The 20464-nt window shown below is 55.7% G+C and carries 16 protein-coding genes; 14 read left to right on the top strand and 2 right to left on the bottom strand.

All coding sequences use genetic code 11. The features are described from left to right. Window positions 1-4: 4 nt before the first annotated feature. Complete coding sequence (locus tag VH413_04380) at window positions 5-1144, bottom strand: NBR1-Ig-like domain-containing protein (GenBank protein ID HEX3797917.1); 1140 nt, start codon at window positions 1142-1144, stop codon at window positions 5-7. Window positions 1145-1461: 317 nt separating this feature from the next. Between VH413_04380 and VH413_04375 the strand changes: the two genes are divergently transcribed. The 7 genes from VH413_04375 (at window position 1462) to VH413_04345 (ending at window position 10420) form a co-directional block, all read left to right on the top strand. Then, window positions 1462-1923, top strand: a complete 462-nt coding sequence (locus VH413_04375; GenBank protein ID HEX3797916.1) for a metallophosphoesterase family protein — start codon at window positions 1462-1464, stop codon at window positions 1921-1923. A gap of 389 nt (window positions 1924-2312) precedes the next feature. Next, a complete protein-coding gene (locus tag VH413_04370) occupies window positions 2313-2906 on the top strand; it encodes an acetate uptake transporter (protein ID HEX3797915.1) in 594 nt (197 codons plus the stop codon). Between the two features lie 166 nt (window positions 2907-3072). Beyond that, complete coding sequence (locus VH413_04365; protein ID HEX3797914.1) at window positions 3073-4551, top strand: alkaline phosphatase family protein; 1479 nt, start codon at window positions 3073-3075, stop codon at window positions 4549-4551. A gap of 347 nt (window positions 4552-4898) precedes the next feature. Then, the gene (locus tag VH413_04360; GenBank protein ID HEX3797913.1) at window positions 4899-5594 is read left to right on the top strand and encodes a protocatechuate 3,4-dioxygenase; all 696 of its coding nucleotides are present in this window, start codon (window positions 4899-4901) and stop codon (window positions 5592-5594) included. Between the two features lie 117 nt (window positions 5595-5711). Beyond that, on the top strand, window positions 5712-7001 hold the full coding sequence (locus VH413_04355; GenBank protein ID HEX3797912.1) for a HEAT repeat domain-containing protein: 1290 nt from the start codon (window positions 5712-5714) through the stop codon (window positions 6999-7001). A gap of 387 nt (window positions 7002-7388) precedes the next feature. Further along, window positions 7389-9464: a DUF5010 domain-containing protein gene (locus VH413_04350; protein HEX3797911.1), complete on the top strand. Its 2076-nt coding sequence runs from the start codon at window positions 7389-7391 to the stop codon at window positions 9462-9464. A 38-nt stretch (window positions 9465-9502) separates the two neighbouring features. Beyond that, window positions 9503-10420, top strand: coding sequence for a hypothetical protein (locus VH413_04345; GenBank protein HEX3797910.1), 918 nt, complete (start codon window positions 9503-9505; stop codon window positions 10418-10420). A 60-nt stretch (window positions 10421-10480) separates the two neighbouring features. Here VH413_04345 and VH413_04340 read toward each other — a convergent pair whose 3' ends face one another. Next, window positions 10481-11728 carry an MFS transporter gene (locus VH413_04340; protein HEX3797909.1) on the bottom strand — a complete coding sequence of 416 codons (1248 nt, stop codon included), beginning with the start codon at window positions 11726-11728 and terminating at the stop codon, window positions 10481-10483. A 200-nt stretch (window positions 11729-11928) separates the two neighbouring features. Between VH413_04340 and VH413_04335 the strand changes: the two genes are divergently transcribed. The 7 genes from VH413_04335 (at window position 11929) to VH413_04305 (ending at window position 20408) form a co-directional block, all read left to right on the top strand. Continuing rightward, the gene (locus VH413_04335) at window positions 11929-12252 is read left to right on the top strand and encodes a hypothetical protein (GenBank protein HEX3797908.1); all 324 of its coding nucleotides are present in this window, start codon (window positions 11929-11931) and stop codon (window positions 12250-12252) included. Beyond that, on the top strand, window positions 12249-13187 hold the full coding sequence (locus VH413_04330) for a hypothetical protein (protein ID HEX3797907.1): 939 nt from the start codon (window positions 12249-12251) through the stop codon (window positions 13185-13187). The genes VH413_04335 and VH413_04330 overlap by 4 nt, the downstream gene beginning before the upstream one ends. A 69-nt stretch (window positions 13188-13256) precedes the next feature. Beyond that, window positions 13257-14210 carry a hypothetical protein gene (locus VH413_04325; protein HEX3797906.1) on the top strand — a complete coding sequence of 318 codons (954 nt, stop codon included), beginning with the start codon at window positions 13257-13259 and terminating at the stop codon, window positions 14208-14210. A gap of 406 nt (window positions 14211-14616) precedes the next feature. Further along, window positions 14617-17727, top strand: a complete 3111-nt coding sequence (locus VH413_04320) for a vitamin B12-dependent ribonucleotide reductase (GenBank protein ID HEX3797905.1) — start codon at window positions 14617-14619, stop codon at window positions 17725-17727. A gap of 170 nt (window positions 17728-17897) precedes the next feature. Further along, on the top strand, window positions 17898-18407 hold the full coding sequence (locus tag VH413_04315; protein ID HEX3797904.1) for a PD-(D/E)XK nuclease family protein: 510 nt from the start codon (window positions 17898-17900) through the stop codon (window positions 18405-18407). Between the two features lie 43 nt (window positions 18408-18450). Further along, the gene (locus VH413_04310) at window positions 18451-19134 is read left to right on the top strand and encodes a TIGR00730 family Rossman fold protein (protein ID HEX3797903.1); all 684 of its coding nucleotides are present in this window, start codon (window positions 18451-18453) and stop codon (window positions 19132-19134) included. Between the two features lie 5 nt (window positions 19135-19139). Further along, window positions 19140-20408, top strand: a complete 1269-nt coding sequence (locus VH413_04305; GenBank protein HEX3797902.1) for a pitrilysin family protein — start codon at window positions 19140-19142, stop codon at window positions 20406-20408. Window positions 20409-20464: the final 56 nt, after the last annotated feature.

The following is a 20464-nucleotide window of genomic DNA, read 5'->3' as shown; positions in this document are numbered from 1 at the left end:
AACCTCACGGCAATATCAACCGATAAAACGTCGCGCTCGAAGACATCGCATTCGTCATCATATTGAATTTGCCCACCACCGTTGGAGATTTCGCCACTTTAGTCCACGCCGCCCCGGGAGCCAGGCTCGTTGACGAATACAACGCATAGCCCGTCCAATTCGTTCCCCAGGAAAGCACCAGATTTTTCCCAGCCGCGAACGAAGCGATCGTCGGCGCATCGAGAATATGAATCAGATGCCGCACCGCTCTTGATTCCGAACCCTGATACCACGAATTCGCCGACACATCCAGGCTCGAAGCCGAATGCGATGCCAGCAAACCGTTTCCCAAATAAATCGTGACGTGATCGAGATTGGCCACATCGGTATTCCCTTCCCAATTCCAACCCACCAGATCGCCGGGCTCCATGTCATCCAAAGAAAAAACTTCCACCGCATAACCCGGCGCGATCAGCGTCGTGTTGACGATATGCGCCGCGCCCGGTTCGCCGTAAGTCGGCGGGACCCGGCTCGGAATCACCAGCCCGCCGCCCCGCACATGCGCCTCCCGCCCGATGCAACAGGAAACGAAATGCGCGCAATCATCCCCCAGCCCGCTCGCCGGAGCCGTTGAGAGCGGAGTAAGTGTCGCGTAACTCGAACCGTTCGTCCAAAAGTAACCGTCACTGTTCACATAACCGCAATAATTGTTCGCGTAGGAAACCGCCCGCGCGCGATCATATTGATTGGTCGAACCCACCGCGGCCACCACCACTTGCACCGTATTTGTCGGCCCGAAAAATACGCTGCTCGAATTGTTCAGTCGAAAAGTGTCCGTCACCGGCCCCGGCGTTTCCGACGCGATAAAACTCATCGTGAACGTCGCCTGTCCGCCCGGCGGAACGGACGCGCCGCTGCCGATAAACGTAGATAGAATATGCGAAGAAAAAGTCTTCGCCGCCGGCGGCGTTGCTCCCAAACTGTCCTCGCCGACAATGTTCATCGTATAACCATTGAACGTCGGTGACCACGTCGTCGTTCCCGTGTTCTTCATCGTCCACGTCTGCGTGAACACCGTTCGCGGCATCACCAGCGTGCCATTCGTGATCGAAACCGAAACCAACTGCGCATTATCCGCCGCCCACGCACAAGTGCTCAGAGCCATCCCAGCCAGGCAAAAAAAGAGAAAATGGAAGGAGTTACGCAGTCCGTCTTTCAGATACATCAGGTTACTTTCTCATCGCATTCGTGAATCATTTCACGACGAGCATTTAAGAGACGCGACCATAGCCCAATCTCATTCCGAGATAAAGCAAAATTCTGAGAAATGAAATGAATTGTAACTCCACCGAGTAACTCGAAACCACTCCCAACCCTGGACATGAGTAATTCCCTGCCCCGCTAATCATTTTGCACAGTCTCATCGCCCCTGCTAAAACACTGCCGGAAATTTTACATCACATACCATTTTTCTAACCACCCATGAAAATCGGCGTCATCTCCGACACCCACAATTATCTCGACCCGCAAATCCCCGCCCTCTTCAAAGGCGTTGACCACATCCTCCACGCTGGCGACATCGGCCTGCCCTTCATCATCCTCGAGCTTGAATACGTCGCTCCCGTGACCGCCGTCACCGGCAATACCGATGAAGCCCTCGACTTCCGCGACACCGAAGTCCTCCAACTCGCCGGCCGAAAATTTCTCCTCCACCACATCATCAATCCCCAACAACTTTCCGACGTCGCCAAACGCCGCATCGCACGCGAAAAACCCGATGTCGTCGTCTTCGGCCACAGCCACAAACCCCACCACGAACAAATCGGCCGCACCCTCTACTTCAATCCCGGTTACGCCGGCAAACCCCGTTTCAACCAACCCCGCTCCATCGCCATCCTCCACTGCGACGAATCCGGCATCCACCCCGAATACCTCCCGCTCTAAACCAATGGGACGGCGAGCGTCCATGCGAGCCGTGACATTCACCAAGACACGAGCCGGATCTCGATGCCGCCGCCTGCGCCAACGCCGCCCCAGTCCCGCAGGGACGAAAGATCTTAGCCCAGCCATTTATGGCTGGGTAACCACACGATGCGAATCAAGTCCCGCAAGGGACGAAAGAATTTGATGAAATGAACGCGGCGCAAGCCTGGATGATTTCAGGAAAATTTCTTTCGTCCCTCCAGAACTTCGGCGGCACGGCAGCGCCACCCTGCCATTTGGGGACAGTGCGCGGATGCGCCCCACGGCACACTTCTGCCAATAAATCTATTCCCTCCCCGCCCGAACCTTGCTACAAACGGCGCGTCCCCAACCCAAACCACTCTATCACCATGAGCGAGGCCTCCACCATCCAACTCAAAGACACCACCGCCAACCCTGCGCCCCTCGGCCTGATGGGCTTCGGCATGACCACCGTCCTGCTGAATTTCCACAACGCTGGCTTCTACGAAATGAACAGCATGATCCTCGCGATGGGCGTTTGCTACGGTGGCATCGCGCAAGTCATCGCCGGACTCATGGAATGGAAAAAGGGCAGCACCTTCGCCGCCACCGCTTTTATTTCCTACGGCTTTTTCTGGCTCTCGCTCGTGATGCTCATCCTCCTCCCCAAATGGTCCCTCACCAATGCCGCCGATGAAACCGCCATGTCCGCCTACCTTGCCCTATGGGGAATCTTCACCGCCGTCATGTTTATCGGAACCCTGCGCCTGAGCCGCGCGCTGCAATTCGTCTTCGGCACGTTGACCATCCTTTTCTTCCTCCTCGCCATCGGCGATTTCACCAACGCCTCCGCCCCCTTCCGCCATTTCACCGGCTTTGAAGGACTCATCTGCGGATTCGCCGCCATCTACACCGGCCTCGCCCAGGTGCTCAACGAACTCTACGGCAAAACCCTCCTGCCACTCGGTCCGATGAAAAAATAAATAAAATTCTCCACCCATTCGCATCCGCGAAAGCAGTAACTCAATGCTACCTCATGCAGTAACTCAACGCTGCCTCATCACAATCCCATGTCAATTCAGTTACAATTTTGTTTCACCACAAATTTTTATCGCGCTGAATATTCGCCCATAATATCGTCCTTGAAATATGCAAAACGACGTTTTCGGTTCCCGCAAAATAACTCGCCGCCGGTTGATAGGTTCTGCCGCCCGCCTCGCCGCGCTCGCTGCCGCCTCCTCAATTCTGCCGCCTAGCATTCGGCGCGCGCTCGCCGAAGATGCCCCGCGTCCCGGCTCTCTGCGCGACATCAAACACGTCGTCATGCTGATGCAGGAGAATCGTTCCTTCGATCATTATTTCGGTACCATGGCGGGCGTTCGCGGCTTTGATGATCCCAACGCCCTGATATTGCCCAACGGCAAATCTGTTTTTCACCAGCCTGACCCGCAAAACCCCAACGGCTATCTCCTGCCCTTTCATCTCGACACGCTAAAAACCTCCGCGCAAAAACTTCCTTCCACGAGCCACGCCTTCGCCGTCCAGCACGCCTCCTGGAACGGCGGCAAAATGGACAACTGGCTCCCCGCGCATCGCAAGGCTGACGGCGACATAGCGCCTTATGTCATGGGTTATCACACGCGCGCGGACATTCCCTTTCAATTCGCGCTCGCCGAAGCCTTCACCATTTGCGACGGCTATTTCTGTTCCGTCATGGGCCCCACTTGGCCGAACCGCATGTATTGGATGACCGGCACGATTGATCCCGAAGGCAAAGATGGGGGACCGCTCATCCGGAACAAAGCCATCAAGGGTGGATTCCGCTGGATGACTTATGCCGAGCGATTGGAAAAAGCGGGCGTCAGTTGGAAAATTTATAACCAGTCCAACAGCGAGGACGATCAAAAAAAGCCGTTCAATGTACTGCAATATTTCACCGCCTTTCAACAGGCGCAGCCTGATTCACCGCTCTACCGCAAAGGCCTCTCTCACGATGCGTCGGATCAATTCGACCAGGACGCGCGCAACGACAAGCTGCCGACTGTTTCCTGGATCATGCCCACCGGCATCGAATCCGAACACCCCGACCACATGCCCGCCGCCGGCGCGGACTTCGTCGCCAGAAAAATCGAAGCCATCGCTTCCAATCCCGAAGTCTGGGCCAAGACCGTGTTCATCCTGAACTACGATGAAAACGACGGCATCTTCGATCACGTCGCGCCACCTGTGCCGCCGGAAGGAACCGCGGGCGAATTTATCAAAGGCCTACCCATCGGCGGCGGTTTCCGCGTGCCGTGCGTCATCGTTTCACCGTGGACCGCCGGCGGCTGGGTATGCAGCCAACCCTTCGACCACACGTCCGTCCTGCAATTCGTAGAAAAAATCACCGGCGTCACCGAGACGAACATCACCGATTGGCGCCGCAAAACTTTCGGCGATCTCACCGCCGCCTTCCGTTTCTCCGACGACAAATCCGGTCCCGCGAAATTGCCGGAAACCGTCAAGCAACGCGAGTCAGCCGTCCAGGCCGCGGCCAGCCTGCCACCACCACCATTCCCCGATTCCACCCAGACACTTCCCACCCAGGAAAAAGGCCCGCGCAAACGCGTGCCCAAAGCTCAAGTCTAAAGCTCACGCTGCTAATCCGTCCGGCGCATGTCCTTGTGCCCGCGGAACACAGCAGCTTCTTACAACCCGGAGGGTTGCCGGACATTAGCCGGGCGGTTGAGGCGCGCGAAGCGCGACGATACCCCCGGAACACTTAATCCATTGCTTTTCTGCGTCCTGAAAGGACGCTCGAAATACTCCATTCCCTCACAGCAGGCGCTGGAATTGTAAACCAATGGTAAAATCCCCCCATTCTCCGTTAAGCCCATGTAAAATTTCTAGCGGCAATAAAAAAAAGTTCTATAACTCACCTATGAACGCAATCGTTCGATATGCCGAGTAAGCATCAAACAACCAAAGAACTTTTTATGAACAATACATTAGTCAAGCCCGCCACCTTCAATCCTCGCCGCAACTTCATTCGCAATGCCGCCTTCGCCGCCGCATTGGTCAGCGTCCACGGCGTCTTCGCCGAAGAACTCACTCGCACACTCAGGAAAACTGCTTCCGTCACCGAAGGCCCGTTCTACCCGCCCAAACTCCCGCTCGATACCGACAACGACCTCATCATCGTCAATGATTCCATCACCCCCGCCATCGGCGATGTCACCCACTTGAGCGGTCGCCTCCTCGACGGGCGCGGCGATCCCATCCGCGATGCCACCATTGAAATCTGGAGCGTGGATCACGACGGCATCTACCTCGCCGACGCCGGCAACCGCGCGCAATACGATAAAAATTTCCAGGGCTTCGGCCGTTTCCTCACCGGCTCCAGCGGCGAATATTATTTTCGCACCCTCAAGCCCATCGCCTATAATGGCCGCCAGGCGCCGCACATCCATTTCAAAGTTAAAATCAAAGGCCAGGAAGACTGGACCACCCAACTCTTCATCAAAGGCGAGCCCGGCAATATGCGCGACGGCATCTACCGCGACATCGGCGACGCCGCCGCGCGCGATTCCGTGACCGTGGATTTCGTCCCGCTAAAAACCTCCCGCGTCGGCGAACTCGCCGCCAAATTCGACATCGTCCTCGGCGTTACCCCAAAAGAACGGGAACATTGAGCGCCAACTTTCCTTTCATCTAAGAAAATGATCGAGAGGTCAAATTCCCACCCAATGATTTTTCACCACCGGAATCGTCCGTGACATCCCGGCCTCCCTCCGGTCAAATGTCTCGGCGTGAACCCGAAGCCCCATCGCAAGCTCCGTCGTTTCATTCCGGCGGGAATGCTCGCCGCACTTGCCGGGCTGTTCATACTCATTTGGCAATCCGCCTCCGAACCCAAGTATGAAGGAAGATCGCTTCACTCCTGGTTCATCGAATATTGTCATACTCGTTTTGGCAGCGAGTTGAACCCGGGACTGAAATATTTTGGCACCAACGCCGTTCCATTTCTGGTCCAGCAATCCTACGATTTTCGCCAGGATTCCGTCTTGCGGACCAATTACTCCGCCCTCCTCAACCGCCTTCCCCGGAGCTGGGGATTGCCGCGTCCCGTGTCCTACTTCGAAATGCGCACCAGCGCCGCATTCGCGTTATTGCAAATTCGACCGCCGGCCAGTCAGCTTCTCCCGTTGCTGCAAAAATTCCTGCCGGCAACCAACACTTACGCCCATCAACAAACCTTATTTATTTTAGGCGGCACGGGTGACAATGCTCAATCCGTGGTTCCGTACCTCATCGCTGCGCTGGACGATCCCGACACCAGATCACCCGAGTTTGCCTTGCAATCACTGAGTTCAATTCGCGGCGCAGCGCGGTCAGCCCGGCCGGCCCTGCTGAAACTGCTGAACGACCCACACACCGGCAAACATCTTCAATTCGAAGCCGCCATTGTGTTGAGCCACTTCGGCCGCGAATCCGCCGAAGCCCTTCCCGCGATAAAAATTTTATTCGACAGTGAAAACGACTGGTACAATTGCGAGGAATTGGCCACCGCAGCCTTGCGCATAGACCCCGGCCAAACCTACGCCCTGATGCATCTCACGAATCTGCTGGACAACGTGGTCGTCGGACAATATGCCATCTATTCACTGGGCGAACTCGGTGCGACTGCACGGCCCGCCGAACCTGCCTTGTTGAAAATGCTGAAAGGAACGAACGCCGCTAATTTTTCCCAGATTGCCGTTGCCCTCAAAAACATCGGCACACCCCGTGACGTGATTCTGTCGCACGCGAAAACCCAATTGGCCTCCGCCGACGAGGGAATTCGTGTTTACGCCGCCGCCACCACCTTGGAAGTGGATCCGGCTGACCACGACGCCCACCTCGTTTTGATGGACGATATCAAGACGAATGGTTCCTGCGCCGGACTCGCCATCTATGATCTGAATAAGGCCGGGCCCGCCGCCGCCGAAGCCATTTCCATCCTCCGCGAAGCCGCCACTCACAATCCAAATCTCCAGATCCGCGACGGCGCACTCGCCGCACTCAAACAAATCGGCTCATCACCTGAAGCTGCCAAATAAAATTCGACATCGTCCTCGGCGTCCCCCCCAAAAGAGCCGGAACAACCGGGCATGATTTCAACCCGGTTATTTCCGTCTCCGCAGTTCAATTAACGCCGTGCAACGTCATGGTCTCCCACCGCTACGCTCAGTTTCCGAATTTTTAATTTTAGATTTTTAATTTTTAATTTTCCCAAACTGCCAAATTATTTTTTCGGTATCCCCTTTTTTGAAACCGCTTTCGGGGATATGCGCAAACTGCGACTCGTTCTACCGTCGGGTGATAAGCCCTTAGTCTTTTCCCCGGCCTCCCGCCGGCCCGTCGGATTCGCACATTCGTAAGCCGTACCTGCCGTTCGGTTGAGCGGCAGTTCCACTAAACCGTCACGTTTACTGAAAGAGCATCCTATGAATAGAAAAGAAATAAATAGACTGCCCCTCGTTTCTACAATCACCGCCGTCCTCCTGATATTGCTCGCTCTAATGATGGACCGCGCGCAAGCCCAATACCTCGGTGTCACCTGCGGTTATCAATACAGCTCGCAACTCACCGGTCCGCTCACCTATCCCAACCAACTGAACATCTCCATGTTCAATCCCATGGGCGGCAGCCCCTACGATCCCAACTGTCCGACGTGGGCGACGTGGGTCGAGCAACTCCAGCAAGCCGGCGTGGATTTCGTATGCCCGAACTGCACCGGCTCCTGGCCCAACACCAACAACCCGCCCAGCCAAATGGCCCCGATGGTCGCCGCCGTCAACGCGCGCGGTTTGCAAAACACTTTGAAATTTGCCTGCTTCGACGACAACGCCGCGTCGTGGTGCGCCCAATATAATCAGTCCATCGGCAAAGGCTACGGTTACGCCACGCCGATGGATTTGAGTAACACGAATAACTGGAAGTTTATCTACGACTACAATTACAAAATCTTTTTCCAAACTGTCCCCGACGCAAATCGTTTCAAAATCAACGGCCGCCCCGTCATCATCATCTGGTCGTCCGGCCCGCTCTTCATCACGAATGCCCAAGGTAACTTGTCGCGCGCCTTCACCTACGTCCGAAATTCCTGCCAGCGCGATTTCGGTTTCAATCCCATCATCATTGACGATGCCGCCACCACGCAGCATGACACCACTTGCACCAACACCGGAATCCTCGACGGCATGCAAGGCTGGTTCATTGCCGGCCCCAGCGGTCCTTCTCATACACTCACGACTTACAACGGCACTTCTGTTGGCGTGGCCTGCGCGGAATTCCAACACCCCGGTCAGAGCGGATTTCTCGATCCCAACCACGGAGCGCTTTTCAAAACCGGCCTCTCCGCCACCGTCGGCGCTGGCGCGCTCATCACCTTGTGTGAGGGTTTCACCGATTACGAAGAGGACGCCGCGATGTTCCGCGTCCGCAATATAAACGCCAACGGCGTCGCGCTTCCCTATAGCAGCAATCTCTATGATTACCCCAATCAGCGCATCGGCATCTTGCGCCAATACAGCCGCAATCCTTTTCCTTCGACTCTATTGTTCGAGGCCGAAGCCTGCGATTGGTTCGGCGGCGCTGCCGGCGGCAACGGCCTGACGAATTACTATCGCAACGGCAATATCGCCATCCAAACCACGACCGACGCCAACGGCGGTTACAACGTCGGTTGGATTCAAAGCGGCGAATGGCTCGAATGGACCAACGTGCCTTTGAATGGCACGCCTACGTTTGTCTTGCGCGTCGCCACTCCGAACTCGGGCTGCACCGCGCACCTGGTGATTGACGGCGTTGCGAAAGCTTCGGTCACGCTGCCCAACACTGGCGGATGGCAAACCTATGCCAACGTCTCGTTCGGCCCCTACGGCTCTTACAGTCAGACTTATCACGACATCCGAATCGTCTTCGACAACGGCGGCGAAAACTTCAACTGGTGGGAAACTTCCACTTCAGTAACTGCGCCGACCTTTACCAGCGGCACGTTCACCAGCGATTCCGTTCTCACTATGGCCGGCACCACCGCGCAGGAAGTCTATGGCGTCAGCCTCGGCAATTCTTCCGCCGAAACCACCGCCAACGGCTACACCTTTGCCGCCTATCCAAGTTCTCATATCACCTACGGCGGCACGGGCGCCTATGCGGTCTCCGGTTTCCTCGGCGGCGGCGGTTCCAGTGGAGATACGCCGCTCAACACCGTTCTCGGCGATGCCGAACTCGGCATCAACAACGGAACCTTGACCCTCACCGGTCTCACTTCGGGCACGACCTATAAAGTCTTGTTCCTCGAAGCCGACACCCGCTCCGGCATGGGCACGCGCACCTTCCAAATCACCACCGGTTCGGCCTCAAGCTCGAATCAATCCTACGCCTTCGCTGGCGGAAGCCCATCGCTCGGCGGTTACATCCTGTGCACCTTCACGGCGACGGGTACGACCCAAACCTTCACAAACACCGCCGCCGGTTATGGCTATCAACTGAACGCCATCCTCGTCGGACATCAATGATAGACTGAGATTATTAGAGGCAGCTTGCGCGAATGCTTATGAAATCATCCTCCCTCGCATTTTGTTCAGGCTGCCTCGTTTTACTCATCGCCATTGACATCACGCGAAGACATTTCGCGTCCCCCGCTCCGGATCAATCGCCAGCCGAATTGATCGCCACCGCCGCACCCGCAGAAAATAATGGCGCGGCAAAAATCAAAACACCTTCGCCCGTGCCGGAGACATCTCCCATCTCAGGCACGGCGAAGCTCATCCAACAAATCCTCGGCGCGCTCAACTCCGCCAACGCCGCCGATCAGGAAATGATTTTTACCAATCAACTCATCGCTTTAATAAAAACCGACCCGTGGGCTGCCGCGCACTTTGCCGAATCCGCCGATGCCCAGCCGTGGCGCACCGAACTCATGCGCGTGGTTGCAAAAAATTGGGCCAGCACCGATCCGAACGAAGCCGCCAAATGGGTCGCGCAACTTTCTGATCCCGGCGAGAAGGATACCATGCTTAGTTGCGTCTGCTTTGAAACCGCGCAAAACAACGTCCAGCAAGCCATCCAAATCGTGGAGCAACAGGGACTCGATACCCGCCGCGAAGTCATGCTCGGCAATCTGGCCGAACAATGGGCCGCCAACGATTTTCCAGGCGCGTTGGACTGGGCCGAAAATTATCCGCCCGGCGACACCCGCGACAACCTGCTCCTCCACCTCGTCCTCACCGAATCTCGTGCCCACCCGCAGGAAGCCGCCGACATCGTCGCCACGCAAATCGCCACCGGAAATATCCAGGAAGAAGCCGCCTACTCCGTCGTGGATTCGTGGGCCTGGCAAGACCTCGCCGCCGCAAAATCCTGGGTCAATCAATTTCCCGAAGGCGAACTAAAAGAAAGGGCCTTGAACCAAATCTCCCGAATCGCCAGCGCGCAAACTTCAACCCTCACCAGTTCAGGAAATTCAAACTGAGTAGCGGCTATTGTCTGCAAAGACCCGCCATCCCCATTTTTAACTTTTCCTTTTTAATTTTTAATTTTCCCTCCGCGCCTCCGCGCCTCCGCGATTCAAACCCATCTTCGTCTTAAACACCAGCGCCAGCCACAACACGCCCCCAATCAAAAGCGCCCCCGGCAAAATCATCAGCGCCGTTCGTAGATTGTTCCAGTGGTCCGCCAACCGCCCCACAATTTCCGACGACCACATGTCGCCGAACAAATGAATCGCAAAAATGGAAAGCGCCATCGCACTTGAGCGCAAATTCACCGGGACCGTCTCGATGATCAGCGTGTTCACCGGCCCCGTGCACAGGAACAATAAAAACATCGCCACCGCCAGAGACGCCATCGAAGCCCAGGTTTCTTTCAGCATGAACGCCGCCACCACGAACGGCACCGCCGCCAGCACCGACAGCGCCAGCGTCCACGCGTAACCCGCCGGGTCGCGTTTCTGCCAGCGCGTCGCCGCGAATCCGCCGATGAGTGTCCCCACCAATCCGGAAATCACCAGCACCGCGCCAAAAAAACTTCCCGCATTCGCCACCGGCACATTGTGAACGCGCACCAGAAATGTCGGCCCCCAAAGTCCAAATGCGCCCAGCGCAAATGTGTAGGCGCAATAGCCCGCCACCACCAACATGTAATCGGGAATGCGCACGAGATTCAGGATGTCTTTCACCGTGGGCGTCTCCGAAGTTTTGGTACCGTCTTTGCCGCCGCGTTCGGGCTCCTTGAACGGCAGCAGCACCAGCGCAAGCACCAGCCCCGGCGCACCCGCCCAGATGAAGGCATCGCGCCACGTATAATGCTCCGCGATCTGCGCGCCGATGATGCTTCCCAGCGCCGCGCCCACGGGAATCGCCACATAAAAAATTGTCAGCGCATTATTGCGGCGTTTCGTTTCGTAATTGTCCGAAATCAAACTCGGACTGATCGTCGCATAACTCGCCTCGCCCAGGCCGACCAGCACGCGATAACCCAGCAACACCCCAAACGTCGCCGCGAATCCCGTCAACACCGTCCCAATGCTCCAGACAAAAATCCCGCCCGCGATCAGCCACTTGCGCGGAAACCGGTCGCCGAGATAACCAAAAAATGGCGACGTCACGAAATATCCGATCATGAACGCCGTCATGATCCGCCCCGCGTCGCCGTCATTGATGTGCAAATCCTTTTGCAACGGCGCCAGCACCGCCGAGAGCACGTAGCGGTCGAGATAATTAAAAAGATTCAGCCCGGTAAGAATGGCGAGCGTCCACGCTGGGCTGAGTTTGCGATTCATGATTCGTTGCGCCATGAACGCTACGCGGAATCATCCACCTCGGCGAACAAAAATAAATGCCGATGGTTGTTACCTATCATTCCCTCCCACCTCCGCGCCTCCGTGCCTCCGCGGTTCAAAATTGCCCCCAATCACACGCTTGCAATTCCCCCTAAAACCGAATACCTCTTGTCGCGAGGACGTCCATTTAAGCAACCATTATGAAAAAACTTCTCTTAGCATTTATCATCATCGCGGCCTTGGCTGGCATTTACTTCACCCGGACCAGCGATGCCCAGGAGCGTTCCTACGCCACCACTCCAACCTACGAATACGGCATCATCCGATACGATACGCCCGACAAAATCCAATTCGTCCTGCCGACCGGCGTTCAATCGGTGCGGGCCTTCACGTCCGGCCTGAACGCGTCCGATTACAATCAGGAAGCCTCGATGGTCTGGGCGCTCAATCACGTCTCCAAAGACGGCTGGCAGCCAGTGACGCTCGAGACGACGCGCATCCTGATCCGCCGGTCGGTAAAATGAAAAAGCGCCAGCGCCTCTCGCTGATACTTCTGCCCGTCATCTGCGTGACCATCGCCATCGCCATTCACAGCCTGACGCCAAAAGAGCCCTCCTTTGAGGGCCGCACCTTGTCCGAATGGGTTTGGCAAATTCGCACGGCACGGTCAGGACCGGAAAAGGAACACGCCCGCGCGATCACCCGGCAGTTGGGAACAAATTCGATTCCGATGTTATTGGCTTGGATACGCGAAAGTCCACCTCCCGCACCGCCTTTTAATAATTACACATGGGAATTACGATGGGAAATTGAGTATTGGCTCACCGTGCATCATTTAATTGAAAACCCATATTCTCATGTCGGACATGTTATCACTGCCGAATGGACTTTCAGCGAATTTGACCCTGCCAATAAAAAACAAATGGTCAAAATATTTGTTGAAATGGTTCAAGCGAAGAGCCAGGAAACAAACATTGACTGGCCCGTCGCCAACGCAATCTCCGTTTTGTCCGAACTTGCACCCGAATCAATCAACTCACTGGTTGATTTGCTAACGAATCAGAACAACGCCATAGTTGCTGATGCGGAATACGTGTTGAGTGGACATATCGGTACCAATGTTCAGGCCGCCATTCCGAGTCTTGAAGCCAACCTTCGGAATAAAGATTCCAGCGTCAGGATCTGCGCTGTTGAGGCACTCGATAAAATCGGTGGCCCTCCAGAAAAATTTGTTCCAGTTTTCATTCGAGCTTTGCCGGAAATAAAACCAGATTACCTGGATTGGACTCTGGATTTTCTAGTCCGCCACAAAGAACTGGCACGTCCGGCAATTCCAGAACTTGTAAATATTTTAAAACACACTCCTCCCGATACCGCCAGCACAACCAATCACGCCCAACTCGTGGATACCATCCATGCCATCGCGCCGGAAATGGACATCAACGCAGCCGTAAAATAAATCGAATTTCCCGGCTGTTCCCTTCCGCCATTTCCTGTTATCCCATACCTATCCATGGCGGAAGATTCTTTGAACAAACGTCGCGCGCAACGGCATCCCCATGCTCGTTTGATTGTCCTCCTCTTTGTCCTCTGCCTGCTCAGCGCCATAACCTTCGCAATCCGTTACGAGGCGGAACCATCTTTTGAAGCCTACACTCTCACTGAATGGGTACAGAAGATGGATTTGCCTCAACAAGAAGAATATTCCCGCGCCGTTGTGCGGCAACTCGGCACCAATCACATTCCTATGTTGCTAAGCTGGGTGCGCAAGTCCGCCAACCAAAAGCCAGTCACCTCATTCGACCGTGTAAAATCAGCGGCCATTGATTGGCTCCGAACGCATCACGTCTTCTCGGACGATAACTCGTCTGAGCGGCTGAACCGCCGCGAGACCGCGGAGAAGGCATTCGCCGAGTTCGATCCTGCAAGCAAAAAAATCGTTGTCCAATCCCTCGTCGAAATGCTCAAAGACGAACATCATCCAAAAGATGCGCCCAGCGGAATACAGGAAGTGGCTTATGAAGCGCTGCCGTATCTTGCACCCGAGGCAATCCCTCCGCTCTTGGCCGTCCTGACTAACGACGATGCATTCGCCGCCGCCGTCGCCGCACGGACGCTGTCAAAAATGGAAACCAACGCCCAAGTCATCATCCCGCTCCTCGAACAGCAACTTATCCGGACGAACACCTTCTTCCGCACGATGATCGTAATTTCTCTAAGCGATTTGAACGATGACCCCGAACATTATATGCCGCAGTTCGTCCAGATTTTGCCTCACATGGATCCAGAATTTTTTCCCTTTTCAATGGCCTTCCTCGACACCCACAAGGCCCAGGCTTCAAACGCCGTGCCCGTTCTCTTGGAAATGCTGCGCACCATGCCTAATCCCAACGATCCCACCAACCGCCCGCGTCGCATCATGATAATCCACACTCTTCATACCCTCGCCCCCAATCTCAATGTCACCGCAGCGGTGAAATAAATGATCGGCGAATAATTGGGACTCGCGAGCACGTTCACCCTCCCCATATTCCCTCTCCGCGTTTAAAACGGCTTTCCTAACGTCCTTTCCCCAAACTTATTCACAAGCCATTTTGCCTCCCTGCGAACAACTCCCAAAACCTCTTTTCCCCCAGCCATTTTCACCCATTTTTATTGGGGAATATCGTTAGCGTAACTTTTTTGAAAAAATTACTTGGTAACCACTAGGGGTAGTGGTATTTTTTCGACATCCCCAACGTAAAGGGGTTTTTTGATCTGATAAAAGCGCAAAAAAGCCCTGAAATTGGCCTATTTTTAAGAGTTTTATCGCCCCCGTTGTCTTCATGAAATGCCCGGGCGTCTGGATCTAAAAAGTTAGCACTAAATTCTGCTCGAAAGGTAAACCGATGATAGACACGCATGATCAAGTCCTGTCCTCACGCGCGGCGCGCAAATCCCGCCGTCCCGCTCACGGCGCCCCCGCCGGTCGTTCCGTCAAATCCGCCGCCGCCTCCAAAAAATCCCTGCCAGTCCAGCGGATCTTCAGCGACGCCAAAATAAAGCCCTTCGACCAGGTGCAATGGGAAAAGCGCACCGCCGAAATCACCGATGACGCTGGCAAGGTCATCTTCCGCCAGACCGACGTCGAAGTCCCCAAGAACTGGTCCGTCCTCGCCACCAAAGTCGTCGTCTCCAAATATTTTTACGGCGAACTCAACACCTCCGAGCGCGAGACTTCCGTCCGCCAACTCATTCACCGCATCTGCCGCACAATGGCCGATTGGGGTGTCGCCGATGGTTATTTCACCAAGGCCGACGGCGAAATTTATTACGACGAACTCGTCTGGCTTTGCCTTAACCAATATGGCGCGTTCAACTCGCCCGTCTGGTTCAACGTCGGCCTCCATCATCAATACGATGTCGGCAAAAAATCCGGCCGCGGTAATTGGTTCTACAACCGCCAGACTGGCGAAGCCGAGCGCGCCTCCACTCAATACGAATATCCCCAGGGCAGCGCCTGTTTCATCCAGTCCGTCAAGGACAACATGGAAGACATCATGCACCTCGCCTACAGCGAAGCCATGCTCTTCAAATATGGTTCCGGCACCGGCACCGACCTCACGCCCTTGCGTTCGAGCCGCGAAAAACTCAGCGGCGGCGGCCGCCCCAGCGGCCCGCTCTCGTTCCTCAAAGTCTATGACCAGGTCGCAAACGTCGTGAAGTCCGGTGGTAAGACCCGTCGCGCCGCCAAGATGAATACCATCCGCGATTGGCACGGCGACATCGAGGAATTCATTGACGCCAAGCAGAAGGAAGAAAAGAAAGCCTGGGCGCTCATCGAACAGGGTTACGACGGTTCTTATAATGGCGACGCCTATGGCAGTGTCATGTACCAGAATGAAAATCTCTCCGTCCGCGTCAGCGATGAATTCATGACCGCCGCCGAGACCGGCAAGGAATGGTGGACGAAAGCCGTCACCAGCGGCAAACCGCTCGAGAAAAAAGACGCCAACACCCTCCTCAACAAAATCGCCGAAGGCACTTGGATTTGCGGCGACCCCGGCCTTCAATACGACGGCGCCATCCAGAAATGGCACACCTGCAAGAGCACCGAGCCGATTCACTCCACGAATCCCTGCTCCGAATACGTGTTCCTCGACAACACCGCCTGCAATCTCGCGTCGCTGAACCTCATGAAGTTCAAACGCGAAGACGGCATGTTTGACGTCGAGCGTTTCAAAGCTGCCGTGCGCATTTTCATCACCGCTCAGGAAATTGTCGTGGACAACGCCAGCTATCCGACTAAGGAAATCGCCGAGAACTCCCACATCTTCCGCACGCTCGGCCTCGGCTACGCGAACCTCGGCTCGCTCATCATGAGCTACGGTTTTCCCTATGATTCCAACGAAGGCCGCGCCCTCGCCGGTGCCATCACTTCGGTCATGACCGGCCACGCCTACGAGCAGTCCGCTGAAATCGCCGGGGCGATGGGCGCATTCAAAGGCTATGCCGACGCCAGTTGCGCGCACGTCGCGAAACCCATCGCGAAAGACAACATCCAGCCGATGCTCAACGTCATCAAACAGCATCGCGAAGCTGTCGAGAACATCCAGCCCAGCCAGGAATTCCATTACTTGAAAACCGAGGCGCGCCACTGCTGGGACCGCGCGCTCGCCCGCGGCCAGAAATTCGGCTACCGCAATGCCCAGGTCACCGTCCTCGCGCCCACCGGCACTATCGCGTTCCTGATGGATTGCGATACCACCGGCGTCGAGCCCGACATCGCGCTCGTGAAATACAAACTGCTCGCCGGCGGCGGCTTGCTCAAGATCGTCAATCGCACCGTGCCCGAAGCCCTGCGCCGCCTCGGTTACAAGGCCGTGGACATTGACAAGATCATCGCGCACATCGAGAAATACGACACCATCGAAGACGTCAACGACAATGGCCAGATCGTTTGCAGCGGCTTGCGCGCGGAACATCTCGACGTGTTCGATTGCGCGTTCAAGGCGTACCAGGGCAAACGCAGCATCGGTTACATGGCGCATCTGAAAATGATGGCCGCCGCACAACCCTTCATCAGCGGCGCCATTTCCAAGACCGTGAACCTGCCGCACGAATGTTCCGTCGGGGACATTCGCGATGCCTATGTGCAAGCCTGGAAAATGGGCTTGAAATGCGTCGCCATTTATCGCGACGGCTCCAAGCGTTCCCAACCCCTCAACACCAAGCGCACCACCGAAGGCGGCGACAAAGCGCCCACCGCCGAGGGAAATTCCAGCCGCATCAAGGAACTCGAAGACCAGATCGCCAAGTTCCGCGAAGAAGTTGGCCAGCCCTTGCGCCGCCGCTTGCCCGATACCCGCACCGCCGTCACGCACAAGTTCGACATCGCCGGTCACGAAGGTTACCTGACCGTCGGCCTCTTTGAAGACGGCACACCCGGCGAATTGTTCATCACCATGGCCAAGGAAGGTTCCACCATCGGCGGCCTTATGGACAGCATCGGCACCTTGACCAGCATGGCGTTCCAATACGGCGTGCCGCTTGAGGCGCTCGTTCGCAAATTCGCGCACCAACGCTTCGAGCCCTCCGGCTTCACCAAGAACCCTGAAGTGCGCAACGCGGCCTCCATCACCGACTACGTATTCCGCTGGATGGCGTTCCAATTCATCTCCGGCTACCGCGAAGCCCACACCATCAATCGCAACCAGCCCGAACTCGCCATGCCCGGCCTGCTCGAGGAAGTAAAAAAACAAATCAACCGCCCCGTGCCCGAACTCGCGATCTCCGAAGACACCGACACCGTCGAAGTCCCCCTGACCAACGGAGGCAACGGCAATGGCAACGGTAATAGCCACAAACCCAGCGCCAAAAAAGTCATCGCCACCCTCAGCGACGCGATTGACCACTTCCAAAAAGACGCCCCCACCTGCCCAAGCTGCGGCCACATGGCCGTCCGCAACGGCGCGTGTTATAAATGCCTCAACTGCGGGGAGAGTTTGGGTTGCTCATAATTAAATAAGAAAATTGGGATATCCAGCCAACTTGGCTGTTTTAAATAAGCTAACGATAGCAAGATCGTTAGCTTATTTTATTTCCGCCACTCCTCGCTCTTACTTTATGATGTTTGTGCAAAGAGCCGATTCCGAATCACAAACTAGGGTAACGATAAACCAATTCGTATATGACTCAATTGACATCCACCAACGCTGTTAGTTTGCACGACTTGGAAATATTTTTTTCTGCAGTCGGCATCCGAGTTGAAAACGAAAGAAAGCGGAAGGAAAAAATTGATCTGCGGAAAGCGACGCGCTTTAACATATTTTCCCTCATTGATCCTGATGAAAATAAATTGTCGGATATTTTAAAAGACCTATTGGATCCCAAAGGCACCCATGGTCAAGGCGCATTGTTTCTGCAACTCTTTTTTAAAAGTTTACAAATAGACGCTGATCCCCAGTTGTTGGTGGCAGCAAAAATACATCGAGAAACCCAAACTTATGGCATTTCAAAATTCAGAAGAAGAATTGATGTAATGATTGATGCCGCTGTATGTATTGCGATGGAAAACAAAGTGGATTCGCCCGATCAAGAAGATCAAATCAAAGATTACCTCGAGCATCTTGGCCATCCGTGGCCAAAATTCCTCTTCCCCAGTTGCCGTCCGCAAGGACCTCCGTGTCTCCGCGGTTAAAAATGCCTCGTAACCTTCGTTCCCCCTCTTGTATCGTCCCTGCATGAGCAACGGTGCCCCGAACACTTTTTTGAAGGAAGATCCCTGGCGCATTTTCCGCATCATGGCCGAATTTGTGGACTCCTTCGAGACCCTCTCGCGCGTCGGCCCGGCCGTCACCATCTTCGGTTCCGCGCGCACCAAGCCCGGCCATCCCTGCTATGAGGCCACCATGCAGCTTGCCAAAGACCTCGCCAAGCACAACCTCGCCGTCATCACCGGCGGCGGTCCCGGCATCATGGAAGCCGCCAATCGCGGCGCATCCAAGGCCAAAGGCAAATCCGTCGGCCTCAACATCGAACTCCCCTTTGAGCAGAACGGAAATCGTTACGCGAACATCCCCGTCAATTTCCACTACTTCTTTTCGCGCAAAGTTTGCTTTGTGAAATACAGCGTCGGGTTCGTGTTCATGCCCGGCGGCTTCGGCACACTTGATGAATTTTTTGAAGTCCTCACGCTCGTGCAGACCCAGCGCATCCCGCGTTTCCCCTTGATACTTTTCGGCCCCAAATATTGGCAGGGACTTCTCGACTGGATGGCCGATGCGATGGGCAAAGGCGCTTACATCAGTCCCGGCGACCTCGACCTCGTCACCGTCACCGACGATCCCGCCATCGCCGTGAATCTCATCCTCGACTACGAACGCCGCGTAGGGCCGCCAGACATCGTTCCAAAGGCCTTCAGATAATTCGCATGTATAACGTCACCAAGCTCAAGAACGGCCTCACGATCGCCACCGCCGAAATGCCGCACATGACCAGCGTGAGCCTGGGCTTGTGGGTAGGCGTCGGAGGACGCTACGAATCCGCCGAAGTCAGCGGCGTATGTCATTTCATCGAGCACATGCTATTCAAAGGCACGCGCCGCCGCAGCGCCCGCCGCATCTCGCAGGATGTCGAAGGCGTGGGCGGCTACCTCAACGCTTTCACGAGCGAGGAGATGACCTGTTACCACTCGAAGGCGTGCCACGACCGTTTCGGCGAATTGCTCGACGTGTTGAGCGACATGTTTCTCAATTCGCGTTTCGCCCCGGCGGACATCACCCGCGAACGCAGCGTCATCAAGGAAGAACTCGCGATGTATCTCGACCAGCCGCAACATCGCGTGCAGGAACTTCTCAACGAACTGCTCTGGCCGCATCAACCGCTCGGCCGCGCCCTCACCGGCACCGAGCAAACTCTCGATGCCCTCACCCGCGCGCAACTCGTCAATTATCAACGCTCGAATTACGTCGCCAACCGCGTCATCTTCGCCGCCGCCGGGCGACTCAAACATAAGCAAGTCGTCCAGGCCGTGTCGCGCCTCGCCGCGCGTTTTCCGCAAGGCCGGCGTCCGCAATTCGCGCCCGCCGTTTCCGAGCAAACCCAGCCGCGTGTGCATCTGTTCACCAAGGAAACCGAGCAGACGCAACTCGCCCTGGGCATCCGCACCTGCTCGCGCCATGACCATCGCCGCTTCGCCCTGCGCCTGCTTAACACCATGCTCGGCGAAAACATGAGTTCGCGCCTCTTTCAAGTCATTCGCGAAGACCGCGGACTCGCCTACTCCATTTACAGTTCGCTCAGTTATTTCGACGACGTCGGCACGCTCACGATTTCCGCCGGCCTCGACCTTGCGAACCTGGAGAAGACTTTGAAATTGATCATGCGTGAGTTGAGCGTGCTCGCCAAATCACTCCCCAGCGAAGCTGAACTTCGCCGCGCGCGCGACTACGTCATCGGCCAGATTGATCTGAGCCTCGAAAGCACCGACAGCCAAATGATGTGGCTCGGCGAACAACTCATCGGCTACGACAAAACCATCGCCCCCGAAGAAATCAAGCAACACATCCGCGAAGTCCGCGCGAGTGAAATCCGCAGCGTCGCCCGCGATTTCTTCCGCCCCGACCGCCTGAACCTCGCCCTCGTCAGCCCGCTCAAATCGGACCAGGGTTTGGTGAAGCTGCTGAAGGTCGCGCATTGATGGTCACGATGGAGTTCGACGTTCTTGCTTTGCGCATCGGTGCGAGCTAAAGTATC

This window comes from Verrucomicrobiia bacterium (genome assembly GCA_036268055.1).
Taxonomy (GTDB): Bacteria; Verrucomicrobiota; Verrucomicrobiia; order Limisphaerales; family Pedosphaeraceae; genus DATAUW01.
This window is presented reverse-complemented; position numbering and strand designations above follow the sequence as displayed.